This window comes from Rhodoplanes sp. SY1, assembly GCF_046000175.1.
In the GTDB taxonomy this organism is placed as follows: Bacteria; Pseudomonadota; Alphaproteobacteria; order Rhizobiales; family Xanthobacteraceae; genus Rhodoplanes.
Map to the genome: position 1 here is coordinate 1 of NZ_JBEOMB010000122.1, position 15318 is coordinate 15318.

Genomic DNA, 15318 nt, shown 5'->3' on the forward strand with positions numbered 1-15318 from the left:
GGGAATGCCCGCTACCACCCTAGCGGCCCGCGGGATCGCGCGGTTCATCCCCACGGGCGTGGGGAATGCAGGGAGCGGACGACATTCACGGCCGGCGGCGCCGGTTCATCCCCACGGGCGTGGGGAATGCGGCCGGGGCACGAACGACACCAGGTCGCAGACCGGTTCATCCCCACGGGCGTGGGGAATGCTACGTCGGTCCGATCGGCGGGGGCGGGGTGAACGGTTCATCCCCACGGGCGTGGGGAACGCCCCGACGACGCCGGGCTTGATGACGTTCACCACGGTTCATCCCCACGGGCGTGGGGAACGCTCGCTCGCGGAACTCGGCATCCCGGAGCAGTTCGGTTCATCCCCACGGGCGTGGGGAACGCTCGTCCGTCAGCCCGCCAAGCGGGTTCTCGAGCGGTTCATCCCCACGGGCGTGGGGAACGCTGGTGAGGTCGACCTGCATTTCAGCATTCCATCGGTTCATCCCCACGGGCGTGGGGAATGCGCCGTGTGCGCGGTCGTCGACGCCTCCAGCGTCGGTTCATCCCCACGGGCGTGGGGAATGCCCGTCGGTGGTGCGGGGCGGGTCGGCCAGCGCCGGTTCATCCCCACGGGCGTGGGGAATGCGCGGAGTGACGGCCATGGCCCTGCCCCGTCACCGGTTCATCCCCACGGGCGTGGGGAATGCCCGCTACCACCCTAGCGGCCCGCGGGATCGCGCGGTTCATCCCCACGGGCGTGGGGAATGCAGGGAGCGGACGACATTCACGGCCGGCGGCGCCGGTTCATCCCCACGGGCGTGGGGAATGCGGCCGGGGCACGAACGACACCAGGTCGCCGTTCGGTTCATCCCCACGGGCGTGGGGAATGCTCGTAACGTTTCGCCGCGAGCTTGCCGGCCTCCGGTTCATCCCCACGGGCGTGGGGAATGCACGTTGGGACGGGCGCTGGATACGCTGCGGGACGGTTCATCCCCACGGGCGTGGGGAATGCAACTTGCGCCGGGACACGACGGTCCCCTCCCGCGGTTCATCCCCACGGGCGTGGGGAATGCTCATCCCCGGCATCGGACGGCCCGGTGTCGGCCGGTTCATCCCCACGGGCGTGGGGAATGCACGACATGCTCGTCGACCATCTCGGCGCGCGCCGGTTCATCCCCACGGGCGTGGGGAATGCTTGACGAGCGAGAAGTGAACGCGATCACCCTTCGGTTCATCCCCACGGGCGTGGGGAATGCCGAGCAGATTTGCTTGTCGTCACGCCACACGACGGTTCATCCCCACGGGCGTGGGGAATGCTTCTTCAGCTCAGCCGGCGGAATGCCCTGATCCGGTTCATCCCCACGGGCGTGGGGAATGCGTGGAAGCCGCGGGTCAATCATCAAGATCAGCCGGTTCATCCCCACGGGCGTGGGGAATGCGGTCGAGTTCGGCCCCATCAGGTCGATCTCGGCGCATCCCCACGGGCGTGGGGAATGCCTTCTGCCGCGCGAATGCGAGCGGCTGCAGGGCGGTTCATCCCCACGGGCGTGGGGAATGCGATCAGCTCCCGAAGCGGGTGAGGCAGGACGGCGGTTCATCCCCACGGGCGTGGGGAATGCGTCTTCCTTATTCCAATAAAAGATAACAGAAACGGTTCATCCCCACGGGCGTGGGGAATGCGAGGCGCGCCGAGAGGAGGGCGGGCGATGAATCGGTTCATCCCCACGGGCGTGGGGAATGCTCCTGGTCGACGCCGCAGGCCCGCTGCAGCACCGGTTCATCCCCACGGGCGTGGGGAATGCGGTAGGGGAGCGGCATGGTCAGGTCCTGACGGCGGTTCATCCCCACGGGCGTGGGGAATGCATCGCGGCGCGCACCCGGGCGATTACGTCGGACGGTTCATCCCCACGGGCGTGGGGAATGCGATCCAGCCGCGACCTGCCCGCGATGGATCGCCGGTTCATCCCCACGGGCGTGGGGAATGCGACGCAGTACGTCAGGCCGCGAGCGCGGCGAGCGGTTCATCCCCACGGGCGTGGGGAATGCCGGGTCGAGCGGCCGTGCGGGGTGATCTCGATCGGTTCATCCCCACGGGCGTGGGGAATGCGTCTCGCGGACACAGGGCTCGGCGATGTGAGCCGGTTCATCCCCACGGGCGTGGGGAATGCTCTTCCAGCAAGCCATTGAGGGCTCGTGGTTCTTACGATGTCAAACAGCGCACCGACGATTTCGGCTCATCTTCCGCCCGGCGCGGTAGCGACTCCCACCGAGGTCAGGCAGTAGGTCTCGACGCAGGCGACAGGAATTTCACGAGCTTGAAGCCGTCGAAGTCGACCGGCTCGCGCCTGTTCGTCCCGACCGTGTCGAACTCGAATCCGGCGTCCGTCGGCGCGCTCCAGGCGATCACCGCGTTGCCATCCCCGATCGAGGCCTGAACCAGCTTCCAAATCCGCTCGCGGGTCCGTCGAGAGAACACGCCGACATAGACGCCCGCACGAACCTCGAGCAGCCAAACCGCAAGCCGCCCCCGGAGCCGGTCCGGGGCGTTTTCAACCACGATGACCAGCATCCCCGGAGGGCTCCCCGTCGCTGAAGGCCGGCGGCATCGCTTCTTCCGAAGGCTCGGGCATGGGCAAGCCCCCCGCCGACAGCACCTCCTCGATCGAAGGGATGATTCGCGTCAGCAGGTCGGTGCGGCGGAAGGCATCGCGACAGGCACGACGGACCTGCATCTCGATCGAACCGGCAATGCGCCCCTGTCCGGCCTTAGCGGCGATTTCGAAGGCGACCGGCACCACGGTTTCGAACTTGAATAGGTCGGCGATGTCGTAGACGAAGGACAGTGGCTTACCGGTGTGCAGAAATCCGATCGCCGGCGCATAGCCGGCCGCCAGAACAGCCGCTTCTGCAAGCCCGTGCAGGCACGACGTGGCCGCCGAAAGGCATTTGTTCGGAACGTCGGAGGCATCCCACGCTTGGGGGTCGTAATCACGACGCCGCCACGCGACGCCGTGCTGTCGAGCGAGCAGCGCATACGTTTCCCGGACGCGCACACCTTCGATGCCACGGAGTTGGTCGACCGAACGGCGCTCGGGCGCAGCCTCGCCGAAGCGTTTCGCATACATCGCGCGCACGACCTTCAGCCGGGCGACGTCGTCCAGCGCCAAACGTGCCTGATAGAGCAGCCTGTCCGACCGCGCCCCGCCGGGCTGTCCGGATGCGTAGAGGCGCACCCCGGCTTCGCCGACCCACACGAGCAGCGTTCCGGCTCGTGCCGCGAGCGACACCGCGGCATGGCTCACTCGCGTCCCGGGCTCCAGCATGATGCAGGCAAACGCGCCAACTGGAATGTGGACCCGCACTCCATTCGCGTCGAGTGCCACGAAGGCCCCGTCGAGGACGTCGATTTGTGCCCGCTCCACGAAGATGATCGAGGAGCGTTCCTTCAGCGGGAGCGGACGCGGCGGTTCGAGCCCGGGGAGACCTTTGCCGGACCCCGTGGAACCCTGACGTTCGGAGTCTCCCGTCATCGCTCACGCTCGCCGGATCAGCATCAGCCCACAGCCATAGGCCTTGGCCCGACCGAACCCCTTGGAGATCCCGGCGAGGAGTGCCGTCGGATCGGAGACCGTCAAAACCCCGGCGTAGTCGATCAGGCCGAAACGCGCTGTTCGCCTGCCGGGCACCGCCGCCGACTGAAATCCGCTGGCGAGCAGCGCGACCGGCTCCTCGTCTATATCGCAGGCTGCGCGGTCGAAACCTGGCGGAGCATCGGCGTCCGGCTCGAGCTCCGGGTCGAACCGCTCCAGGATCTCGAATCCGGCCGAAAGCGCCTGTCGTCCCAACCAGCGGCGTGCCGCGTCCTCGACAGCGCGCGCCTTCTCCGCCTGAGAGACTTTCTCCGGCAGGCGCATGACGGCCATCGTCATCACGTCGTAGCGCCCCTTGGTCCCCGTCTTCGGATTCTCGGCCTGGATGGTCGGATTGGCGTGGAGCTCGAAGCGGAGCCGGTCACCGGGCGCGAGCTCGGGCGCGAACGGCTTGGTTTCGATCTCGAACAGGCGGGCTTCCGAGCGGGGTGGACGCGCCGAAAGGACCAGGAATGTCGGTCGTCCGCCCGGTCGGGTCGTCTCACGAAACAGGAAATCCCGTCGCGCATCGGCGTCGCCGGCGAACAGCGACCACACGAGATGGTGTGTGGCCTCGAGGCGCCGGTCGGACTCTTCTGGAAGCAGGATCCGCTGCAGCGTGGCGACGTCGGGATCTCGCCTCAGCTTGGCTCGGGTGAGAAACAGGCTGGTCATCGCGTCCGGTCCCCCGTCGCGACGGCCTGACCGACCAATTCCACACGGGGGGCGAATTGCCAGCGCCGGCGATCGGCGACCGCGTCACGTCGGGTCTCGCGACGCGTCACCGTAAAGCCGAGCACCGGAGCGAGACCGACATCCGCAGCGATCGGCATCGGCGCCGGCGCGCTTGCATCGACCGGCCGATCCTTCCGGAACAGCGACTTCAGAGCGGCGCGCTCAGGGATCGCCTCCTCGGCGACGTCGTAGGCCATGAACGCCTCGATCACCGTCGCTGCCTCCACGACGCGGGGTGATGGCGGCAATCCCAGCGGACACGATCGCCGACCCGCGGACAGCCGCCAGGTCGGGCGCTCCAAGGCGCTCGCGACCTCCTCGAGCGGCACCGGGGCGCCGTCCCGCGCCACGATCAGCACCGTGAAGGCCGCATCGGTGAGATAGTCGCGCCGGGTCAGCTTGGTGCCGAGATCGCCGACTGCGAGCTCCTCGGCCCGCGTGGTGGGTCGCCGCCCTGCGCTCTTGGCAGCTTTCGAGACCGCACTGGCCGATGGAACCTGCACGGTGTGGTAGTCGGCCAGCAGTCGCCCCGCCAAGTCGGTGCGCACAGCAATGTCGTAGCCCTCGGCGAGGGCCGCCTGGCGCGGATCCGCCCGGGGTATCCCGAGCGCGGCGGCAAGGAGACCGATCACGGCCGATCGCGTCGGTCGCGACGCGGTCCCCCGACGCTCGTCGACGGCAATCTCGCCGAACGCCATCATCGGCGCGGCGAGCGTGAACACGAGGACCTGCATGGCTCACGGCTCACGCGCGAAGCGGACGAGATCCGCGAGCGTCGCAGTTCCCCCCTCGCTCGGATCGACGCAGTTCATCTCGAGCGTCCGCACGCCCTCGGCACCATAAGCTCGCTCGAACTTTTCACGGGTGGTGCGGAGTTCGCGGACAGAGGCGGCGAGATAATCGTTGACGCCTCGCTCGGCTCCGATCGGCCGCACGAAGGCGGCCGCCAGCGTGCGCGGCGCGGCGTCGCCCTTCTCGGCGAGAATGAACGAGGTGCGAGCGAGGCTCGCATAGCTCGCCCGCTTGCCGGACGGACCGACCTGGGCAGCGGCCTCCACCAAGGCCTCGATCGCCGTGCCGGTCAGTGCAGCATTGCCATCGAGATTGCGTCGGAGCAGGTCACGGTCGACGCAGATGTAGAGATAGAACACGCCCGATCCGAACCCCGCCTCGCCGACGAATCCTGCACCAGCGTCTTCGGAGGGGCGCTTGAGATCGTCGACTGCCGTGTAATAGTCGTCCTCGATCACCACGCGATGAGTGGTGAACGCATGCGACACGGCGACCGCCGCCTCGCGATTGAACTCCGGCGCATCGGCCAGCATTCGGCCGAACATGGCGATATCGGCGGCCGTGTCCGTCTTGCGCAGGAGGGCGAGGACGAGCGCTTTCTTGTCCGGAGCATCCTTCGTCTTGGCCGCACGCGCCTCGGAGAACTCGATCGCGGCCGCTCGCTCCTCCGGGGACACGAATGCGAGCTGCTCGGTGTAGGTCGGATTATCGTCTTTCTCGCTCTTCACCTTGCCGAAGGCGCCGGCGATCTCGCGAGCGATCGCACGCGCCTCCTCCGCCGACGTCCCCTTCGACAGCAGATGAGCTTCCAACACGGCGCCGAGCCGCTGGGTGCGTTCGCCACGGTGTCCGTCGAGCTTCTTGGCGAAGACATCGGAGGTGCGCCAGGCGCGCTTGAGAGCCTGCGACGAGACGCGCAAGCGCGCCTCTCCACCGATCACGGCACTCTTCGGCCGTCCGGTGTCGTCACGGTTGAGATTGGCGGGCGGATAGAACGTCAGCAGATGAAGCTGCAGAAAGCGGGCGGTCTGGGCAGTCGTAGCCATCTAGGGGCCCTCAAGCAGAGACGAGATGTTCGGACGAATGGGATGAAGCCTCCGGGTCGGATGTCGCTCCTCGCTGCGGCGAGGCTATCCCGGCACCGTAGTATTCGAACGCGAAGTCGCGACGCGTCTCCTGCCGATGCCAGCCGAGCACGACGCTTTTGATGTCCTCGACATTGGCCGCGCCACCGAGCAGATCCACCGCGCGGCGGAACTGGCGAGCGAGCTCTGCAAGATCTTCGGACGTCGGATCCGGGCTGTTGGCCGTGCTCATCAGACGCTTGAATCGGAGCACCGAGAGCACCGGCTTGTTGTCGGCTTCGGGCCTCTGCGGATCAGTCGGCATTCTGGAGAAGCCGATCTGCCGAGCGAACGTCTTGTTGCGCCCGGTGTCCTGACGCACGGCGGCGAGCACCATGGCCAGAGCAGCAACCCGTGACAGGTCGTGCCGGCGGCGACGTCCGAGGTAGCGGAACAGTCGCAGCGTGGCCTCGTCGATCACGGCAGCGTCGAAGTCGGCCCGCTTCAGCCGTGCCTTGGCAGCGCGATCTCGCTTGTCCAGGTCACGCCACCAATCCTGCGCCCTCGTCGTCTCGACTGGTGCGTTCAGGTCGCCAGCGGTTTCGTCGCTCATGATGTCGGCTCCTCGGCGCCTTTGCGGCGGCCCTTACGCGGTTTCTTCTCGGCCGAGACTTCCGTTGGAAGCCCGAGTGCACTGAGCAACGCAGCGCCGTCCCGACCGTGTCCCTTCAGCATGAGGGTCAGCGACAGTCGGGCGCGCACTGCCTTGGCGAGCGAGCGAGTGTCTATGTCCGAGAGCGGCACCGCCTCGTCGAAGAGGCGCGTCGCCGTCGGCTGCAGAACGTCATCGAGAAATCGTCGCGCCAACGGCTCGGCGAAATCCGGTTGATCCGGGTCGGATTCCAGTCGGCCGGCCGCATCGTCGATCACGCCGAAAAAGGCCGTCTGAGACTCGGTGAACAGCCTTTCCCGTAGAGACGCCCGTGCGGTGGCATCGGACTTATCGATGCCGAGCGCGTCGCCGACGAACCTCGCCATGGACAACGCCACGACTTCCGCCGCCGAGACGAGACGTCGTGCGAACATGTCCAGACGCTGGGATCCTGGGCCGGCAAACAATGGCATCTCGGCTTCGACAAAGCCGCGAGCCTTCATGTTGTCCATGTCGTAGCCGCAGGCGAGCAACCGGGCCGCTCGCGATTGCCGCAGCAACCCGAGCCGGGCTCGCGATGCCGCGACACACGTTGCTCGCCGGCGAGACGCCGTCGAGTCGCTGTCGGCGACGAGATCGACCCAATGCCGGTAGGTGATGCCGTCCGGCTGAGGGTGCGTGTAGAACCACGCGACGTCCGTGGGTTTGGGCCGATACATGGGCGAGAGGGGATGCGGCACTGCCGCGTAGCTCACGCCCCAAGGACGCGCCCGATAGGCCTCGACCATCACCGCGTCCTGGCCACCCGTCAGGGCGCAGAGCTCGTCGGTGGCCGCAGGACGAAAGTCCAAGCGAATGCGCCGCGGCATACCCCAGAAGCACTGGCGGCCATCCGGGTCGATATCGGCCGGCGTCGTCGGCGGCTTCTTGTCCTCCGAGGTTCGGGTCGGCGCGAGCCAGGGGAAGACCAGATGCAGGTCGCCGTCGGCGGGGCCCGGGTAGCTCGGAACATTGAGCCAAAGAAGATGCCAAAGTGAGGCAGGCGTCGCAGGGAGTGCGAGGGTCGTGAGTGGACCGCCGCCTCGCATCGACACTCGGTTCCCGGCTCCACCAGCCGGAGCCTGACTTTGCAGGGTGAACAGGGCAATTGCCGCGGTCGCACGAGCCAGCGCAGGAATTCGGCCGCGCTTCGTGAAGAGGTCGAGATTCTTCTCGACCGTGTTTTCGCCCGGACTGTCGATCAGAAGGCCAGCAATGCTCTGCGGCTCGGCGACGAGGTCCTCGTGATCTTGCAGGAATCGAGGTCCCTCGCCGTCGAGCACGAAGGCATGCGCGAACGGTGCGAACGACGCCTCCAATTGATCGGGCGACGGTGGCGATCGCCAGCGATCGATCCACTCGTGATCATCGCTGGGTGGGCACGCGGTGGCGAGAAGCCCGATCATGAGCTCGCGGCTCGCGGCGTCGAAGTCCGCGCGCTGCCAGTCGAACGCGACCACCGGCTCTGTCTCGATGCGGTCGGTGATGTCGCAAGGGCGGATCCAATCCCGCCGAACGGCCCCACTCCTCGAGTCTCGTCGCACAACAGGGAGCCAAGGTTGATCGAGAAGCGAGAACGCTTTCGCTACCATTGATTGACAATTCCGCCTGGACAATGCCGGACTGGCCGTGAGAGGGTCGCGAAATACGCGAAAACGTCAAGCCAAAGCTAGGCTTTTCCCCGGCTTCCCTTGTCTGGCGCGGCGCCTACCGAAAGCCCGGTTTCATTGTGATACCTCGCTGAAACGATGCGATTTCGTCCATCGATCAACGATATTCCCCAATCCGGATCGACCAGGGGGAGAACGACGGCCAAATCGTGCCGCCCTCGCCAAGACGCTTCGATTGCTGCGGCAGCAGCCTCGGCCGGCGATCCCGGCGCTCGTCCGGCTGCGCGAGCCGTGAGCACCGAGAGCTCGGACAAGCGCCATGCGTGCCGCTCGTCTGAATCGGCGATCCAAGGACGCAGGACATGCCCGTCCCAGCGCGCCAGTCGGAACGTCGTCATGGGCTCGGCCAGACGCGTCGGGACGTCGAGATCGTCACGCCAGACGTGAGCACTGCCCCGCCAATAGCCGTCACGGAATTTGAGGACGTTCTGGCCAGCGTGACCGGCTGCCGCCAGCGCTTTACCCAACGAGTCGTTTCGCTGCCGGATCAGCCCCGCGGGTATCCGCGCGTCGGCATCCGGCCCGTAGACCCCTTCGACCAACGGCCGCAGATCATCCGGCACCTTCAGCATGCCGCGGTCGAACAAGTCACGGGCGGAGAGCCACAGGAGTGCGTGGTCGCGGTAAACCCACTGCGCCCTCGGGAACATGGCACCCAGCCAATTTGGTGAGGGGTCGTCATGCGGCAACGGAGAGACGACCTCGAGGACTGGCCCATCGAGCACCCTAGCCCGGTTGCTGTGGCGCCAAAGCCGCCCCGCGCGTTGGATCATTAGGTCGATGGGCGCGAGGTCGGTCACCATCGCATCGAAATCGAGATCGAGCGACTGCTCGACCACCTGCGTAGCGACTAGCACGCGCCCACGTCGATCGGCTGCATTGCTGTCTCGTCCGAACCGCGCGACCACCTCCCGCTCAATTGCGAGGCGATCCCCAAGGGCGAACCGGGCGTGGAATAGCTGTGCGGCGACCCCCTGCTCTGCCAGCAGCGAAACGGTGTCGATGGCGTCATCGACGGTGTTGCGGATGTAGGCGACGGCGGCCCCGGCCCGGGCGTGCTGGACGACCCGCTGGACTGCAGCCTCGGGACCATCGATCCGGGTCACCGCGATGGTGCGGGCGAGGTCGGGACGGAGCACGATGGGGAGCTCGTGGGCCTTGTCGCCGACTGCAGTCGCGAGCGGATACTCGGAGGACCAGATCGAGACGCACGCCTTTTTGGTTCCAGTTCGGCCCGCTGAGAAGGCCGTTGCGAGCTTCGACTTGATGACGGTCGGCAGGGTCGCCGAGAGAACGACGGTCGAGCCGCCAAGGGCCGCCTGAAACTCGATCAGTGTCGCAAGCTCCTCCTGCATATAGCTGTCGTAGGCATGCGCCTCGTCGATGATCAGGATCCGCCTCGACAGGCCCAACTGCCGGATCGGTGCGTGCGTCGCCGGCAGCACCGCCATGAGGGCTTGATCGATCGTCCCGACACCTAGGTCGGCAAAGAAGGCCCGGCGCCTGTCCTCCGCGATCCAGCGGGTGCATTGCGCGCTTGCTGTCTCATCGCCTGCGTCGCCACCGTAGCCGCGGTCCTCGCGGCTACCGAGGTCGAGCACTGGACGGAAGCCTGGGTGCAGGGCGGCAGCCGAATGGGCGAGCGCCAGGCTCGGGGTGCTCTCGTCGGAGAATAGGCGGCGATAGAGTTCCGCCATCCGGTCGAACAGCGCATTGGCCGTCGCCATCGTCGGCAGAGCCACGAACACGCCGCTGCCGCGTCCAGACTGCATCAGCCGATGCGCGAGCACGAGCGCGGCTTCTGTCTTCCCGGATCCCATCGCGTCCTCGAGCACGTAGAGGCCCGCGCCATCCACGAGCTCGATGGTCTCGGCCCAGATCTGCGCCGAAGTTGCTGCAAACGACGACCTCGTCAGACCCGCGAATCCTGAGATCGATGAAGGCTCCGCTGCGACGAGTCCGGCTTCCGCGATAGCTTTGTGCGCCATGGGGCGGGCGATCTCGGCCAGATAGTCTTCGAGGGAGCGATTACCGGGCGCATAATCGAACCAGCGGACATTCGAGCCGAGCCAGTCGGCAAGCGCCACCAGCCCGGCGAGCCGCCACGACAATGTGCTCGCGGCACCAGGTCGAAGGCGAGGCAATGCGGCGGCACCGAAGAGCTCGCGAATTGCCGACGTGAAGCTGCGTGCTGCAGCTGCACCTTCCGGACGAAAGACGGTGATCAGATCGTAGCTCGCATCGCGGATCCGACCATGATGAAAAAAGATCGGGTCGAGCACCGCGGTCGCGTCAACCGGATCCGCGACAAGCGTGTCGAGAATGGCGCGCAGACCCTCGTCCTCGGCGGACAAGAGAGCTCCCCCGAGGTCGTGCCGGTAGGGACTCGGTCGCGCAGTTGTTTGGAATACCGCGGGGAGAAGATCGGGAACCTTCGCCTGGAACGCCCAGGCGAACTTTCCGACGTCATGGAGCGCGACGAGTGCCGAGAGAGTTCGAATGATGTCGGAGTGCTGGTCCGGCGAAGCACTGAACGCCGCCGCCAACGATCGCGCGACGTTTTCCCATTTCCCGAGCAGCGCCTCGAATGCGGCCGCAACATCGAGGGCATGGTAGGCCAACGGGTGATACCGAGGACCAGACTCGTTGCACGGCGACGCCTTTCCCCAAAACGTTGTGAACGAGCAGTCCATCCTCTTGCCTTCAGCCATCGCGGGAGAGAACGCAGCAGGAGCGAGCCCTTGCGCATCGCAGCAGCCCAGCTGTGACGCAGGTCATGTGGAGGATCAACCTCAGGCTCAAGGCTGCGAAAACAACAATCCCCAGATCAAGTCGATCTGCAAATCAAGACTTTCCAGAGAAGCTTTCTCCCCCCCGGCCCACAGATCTAAAATCGTAGGCAAGGAGGAGAATGTTAGACTTTCCGTCGAAGGTGGCAGGGAATCTTGAAGCATTCGTCATGCCCGACTTGGCGATGTCCATTGACCAAGTCATCAATTCCGTTTCCCGATCCAGAGGATCACATGGTCGTCGGCGAACCGACGCCCGGCCAGTCGCATGCCATCTCAACGACTGGTCGGAGGAAGATGCGGCAACGCAGAGCTTCCATCTTTTTTGTGCGTTCGCAGTCGATGACTGCCGGTGCGACCGCCACAAGGCGTCCTGCCAGGCAGGGGAGCGCATGTCGCGATGGCCGTTCGCCTGCGGGGGCTCATAGCCGGCGTCCTGTATTCGCCGTGCCGTCTTCTCAGACCCGCTATGCCGCCGTCAACGCATCGACGACAGTCAGACATTCAGTTCTTACTTATTATGAATGCGGCACTCTCGAGCCGCAAGCACGAAGTCGAGACTGAAGGCGCAAGTGATGACTATACTAGGTCACTCGCTCAGCCTCGGCAGAGTTCGGCATGATGTGGTTTTAAGCTCCCGTATCCGCCATAGGCACCGGGAGGCGCGAGCTCAGAATTTTTTTTCATCAGCCCGGCGCGTCCGACGCTATAGATCGGAGATGTCTGGTCGCCCTGCGAACATCACCCAAGCCGATATTGCTCGGGCAATCCGCGCTGCGAAGAAGGCTGGCGCATGCGCGCTGGAGGTCCGCCCCGACGGATCCATTCTGGTCTTGCTCACCGACGCTCCGCCGATCAGCGGATTGCGACCTGAAGCCTTGGACGATCTTCCCGAAGTTGTGCTCTGATCGCGACATGCCTCGATCTCGTCCCCCTCGCCTGCATCGTGAGACGACACGCCACGGCAAAACTGTCTGGTATGTCCGCGTCGGGCACGGACCGCGAGTCCGTTTGCTGGTCGCGCCAGGGGAGCCCGGGTTCGACGAAGCCTATCAGGCCGCGATCAAGGGCGAGGTCGCGGCTCAGTCGCAAAGCAAGACGTCTGCTGGCACTCTCGCGTGGTTGATTGCGCGCTATCGAGAGACGTCGGCATGGACTGAGCTGTCACTGGCGACACGTCGGCAGCGAGAGGCCATTTTCAGGCAGATCCTCGAAACCGCCGGGCACGAACCGATCACACGCATCACTCGCAAGGCCGTCGTTGCCGGACGAGACCGACGGCGGGACACGCCTGCCCAGGCCCGGCACTATCTCGACACGATGCGCGGCCTGTTCCGGTGGGCAGTCGATGCCGATTTCTGCAAAGACGACCCGACGGCGGACGTGAGACCGCCGAAGGCCAAGCGCAGCGACGGCTTTCCGGTCTGGGAGCCCGAGGATGTCGCCAAGTTCGAAGCCCGTTGGCCGATCGGGACACGCGCGCGGCTCGCATTTGATCTCTTACGTTACACTGGCCTGCGACGCGGTGATGCCGCGCGCCTCGGAAGGCAGCACGTTCGCGATGGCGTGATCCGGATCAAGACGGCCAAGACCGGGCAGATTGTCACGATCACGGTGCTCCCCGCACTCGCCGAAACCTTGGCGGCCGGGCCTGTCGGGGACCTCGCCTTCATCGTGGGAGATCGAGGGCGTCCCCTGACCAAAGAGAGTTTCGGAAACGAGTTCCGCGAGTGGTGCGCTGCCGCCGGTGTGACAAAGTCGGCGCACGGGCTTCGCAAACTCGCGGCATCCGTGATGGCCGAAAACCGCGCAACCGTTGCCGAACTCGAATCCGTGTTCGGTTGGTCCGGTGGCAGAATGGCGTCGCTCTACACTCGGTCGGCGGACCGCGAGCGTTTAGGCCGTGCTGGTTCAGTCAAGCTCGCCAGAACTGGAAAGGCTCAACCTGGTAAGACGGATGGCGCCCGAGGCGTCCGTCGAGACAGTGAGTAGCCTCGAGCTCCGAAGCTCACCCGCCTCGGCGCCTGGTTCAGGGCGTGGTGCCGCCATGGTGCCCGCTGGCGTCTCGGCCGCCGAAGAGCGGGACTACACGAGGACGTCGTCAAAGACGCCTGCAGCGCTTCCTGGGCCTTCAAAAGCACCACGCCACCCGGATGCGTCTGGGTGATCTTTTAGCGGCTCCCGTGCCAACGGCCCCGGGTCCCATGGACCCCACCGGTTCCTAAATCCCTTCGCCCGACCCAAGCTACGCGCGGCCATTCCTAAGCCGCGGAGCGCTGCACCGCGTGGCAGCGATTGTGGCCGCATAGGGGTCCGGGGTGTTTCGCTCCACGGCCACTGCGACCCAAGCCGCCCAGAACCGCAGTGTTTTGCCGAACAGCCTCAGCGCGGCCCGAACTCTCCGAAGCTCGAGAGCGTTCCCCGGAGCTCTCCGTCACGTGCCGCGGAGTGTCCCTCGACGTCCGGAGCAATCGCCGCTTCGACGTCGGCGAAGTTGGCAGCCCGTTCCTAAATCTCCGGACGTGGCAGCTCGGATGGGAAAGTTAGACTCCAGCACGTCACCTCTGTTCCGGGTCGCCGTTGAACTATCCGGGGCTCCGACGTCGCACGCGGGGGTCTCGCTGGACGATGCTCGCCAGGCGGCATGGGTGCGGCGTGTCGCTTTGGCGACGAGTTCGAAATCGCTCTCTCTCCAAGCGGTGAAATAGATCCGGCTTGTATTTCGTGACTCGCCCTTCTGTCGGCGTGCAGGGGTGGCGTGGGCCCCTCCCTCGGGGCCGAGACCAGACCTTTCGGCCTGGCAGGCCGTCGGCCATATCGATGGACTAGGAACTACTTTCGGCTTTCCGATGACAGCAAAATTGCAGGCGGATTACAGTAATTCTCTGGACAAACGACAAGAGACTAACGCGTCTCCGACCGGAACACAGGACGCCTTTCTGTAATAATTACAGTTGGCTGGCCGCGAAGCGGTCGACCGCGCCGATCGTGCCGGCTGGTGCTTGAGACCTACCTGTGACGCCCGAGTTCGCCCCCGGCGTCGACCGGGAAATCTCCTTGAAAGTCTCGGTCAATCGACTATCTTCTCGCTCGTGCGGCGATCGAGCAATCGATGCGACCGTTTCCCCGCAAGGGGAGGGGCTTACCCGTAAGGGAAGCCATCTTGTGGCGACCGGGCGACCGGTGTGTCCATTGCCCCGAAAGGGGCGCACTCAAACCAAGGCCGTCCCTGAGGGCGGCCTTTGGTGTTTCTGGAGCTCGCCGGGGCGTCACTGGTGCGTCCTCCCCACGAAGCGTCTCTCTTCATGAGTATCGAGTTCTGGGGCACGACCGGCGGGCTCGGGAGGGGCATCTGGGGCCGAAGGAGGCCAGGCCTACGGTCGTCGTCGTCGAGCCCGACGCCAGGGCCGGACTTAGCTCGGAGGGGACTTCAGATCGAACTCCCGCCCCGAGTATCGCGAGCATTCCGATGTCGGCGGAACGGAAGTAGCACATTCTATTCCCGCACCCACCGCAAAGGTGCGGGATCCAGCTCGATTGTCTCAATGAAATCAGGAGGTTAGAAAGCGGATGGTGGGGGAGGTAGGACTCGAACCTACGAAGGCATAGCCAGCGGATTTACAGTCCGCCCCCTTTGCCGCTCGGGACACTCCCCCACGTCGCGCTCGGCAGCGTCTCGGTCCACGGTCCGGCCACGGTCGAGGTGTCCGGAAGACCGGCGGGTGCGCCGCGCGTCGGGCCGTTCTTATGGGTGGCCGTCCCCCGGGTGTCAACACGAAAAAGCCCGGTCCGCAAAGCCGGTCCGCACAGTCCCGCGGACGGTCCGGGCGGCCCCGCCGATCGACGGCCGCCACCTTCGGCGATCCCACAGTGGCGCCGTGCGCCCCGCCCCGCTATGCAGTCCCGACCCATCCGTTCCAGAGACCCGAGCCGGACCCGACCATGACCGACCGCGACCGCCCGCATAAGCCGTTCC

The 15318-nt window shown here is 65.8% G+C and carries 9 protein-coding genes, 1 tRNA gene and 1 CRISPR repeat array; of the genes, 1 reads left to right on the plus strand and 9 read right to left on the minus strand.

All coding sequences use genetic code 11. From position 1 onward, the window contains the following. Window positions 1-40: 40 nt before the first annotated feature. Window positions 41-2140: a CRISPR direct-repeat array (repeat unit 29 nt; unit sequence CGGTTCATCCCCACGGGCGTGGGGAATGC). A gap of 104 nt (window positions 2141-2244) precedes the next feature. The 8 genes from cas2e to cas3 form a co-directional block, all read right to left on the minus strand. Beyond that, entirely contained in the window at window positions 2245-2541 is a 297-nt protein-coding gene (gene cas2e / locus ABTU92_RS24185; RefSeq protein ID WP_408094173.1) for a type I-E CRISPR-associated endoribonuclease Cas2e, read from the minus strand. After that, window positions 2522-3502 (minus strand): type I-E CRISPR-associated endonuclease Cas1e, encoded by a 981-nt coding sequence (gene cas1e, locus ABTU92_RS24190; protein WP_408094174.1) that lies wholly within the window; start codon window positions 3500-3502, stop codon window positions 2522-2524. The genes cas2e and cas1e overlap by 20 nt, the downstream gene beginning before the upstream one ends. 3 nt (window positions 3503-3505) lie before the next feature. Further along, window positions 3506-4276, minus strand: a complete 771-nt coding sequence (gene cas6e, locus ABTU92_RS24195; protein WP_408094175.1) for a type I-E CRISPR-associated protein Cas6/Cse3/CasE — start codon at window positions 4274-4276, stop codon at window positions 3506-3508. Next, entirely contained in the window at window positions 4273-5070 is a 798-nt protein-coding gene (gene cas5e / locus ABTU92_RS24200; protein ID WP_408094176.1) for a type I-E CRISPR-associated protein Cas5/CasD, read from the minus strand. The genes cas6e and cas5e overlap by 4 nt, the downstream gene beginning before the upstream one ends. A gap of 3 nt (window positions 5071-5073) precedes the next feature. Further along, entirely contained in the window at window positions 5074-6174 is a 1101-nt protein-coding gene (gene cas7e / locus ABTU92_RS24205; protein WP_408094177.1) for a type I-E CRISPR-associated protein Cas7/Cse4/CasC, read from the minus strand. A 10-nt stretch (window positions 6175-6184) separates the two neighbouring features. Beyond that, window positions 6185-6805 (minus strand): type I-E CRISPR-associated protein Cse2/CasB, encoded by a 621-nt coding sequence (gene casB / locus ABTU92_RS24210; RefSeq protein WP_408094178.1) that lies wholly within the window; start codon window positions 6803-6805, stop codon window positions 6185-6187. After that, window positions 6802-8475, minus strand: coding sequence for a type I-E CRISPR-associated protein Cse1/CasA (casA, locus tag ABTU92_RS24215; protein WP_408094179.1), 1674 nt, complete (start codon window positions 8473-8475; stop codon window positions 6802-6804). The genes casB and casA overlap by 4 nt, the downstream gene beginning before the upstream one ends. 77 nt (window positions 8476-8552) lie before the next feature. Then, entirely contained in the window at window positions 8553-11264 is a 2712-nt protein-coding gene (gene cas3 / locus ABTU92_RS24220) for a CRISPR-associated helicase Cas3' (protein WP_408094180.1), read from the minus strand. 1089 nt (window positions 11265-12353) lie between these two features. On the opposite strand from cas3, the gene ABTU92_RS24225 reads away from it, so the two are divergent. Next, window positions 12354-13334, plus strand: coding sequence for a tyrosine-type recombinase/integrase (locus ABTU92_RS24225; protein WP_408094181.1), 981 nt, complete (start codon window positions 12354-12356; stop codon window positions 13332-13334). 1579 nt (window positions 13335-14913) lie between these two features. Here ABTU92_RS24225 and ABTU92_RS24230 read toward each other — a convergent pair. Continuing rightward, window positions 14914-14998 (minus strand) — tRNA-Tyr (locus ABTU92_RS24230). Window positions 14999-15318 lie beyond the last annotated feature (320 nt).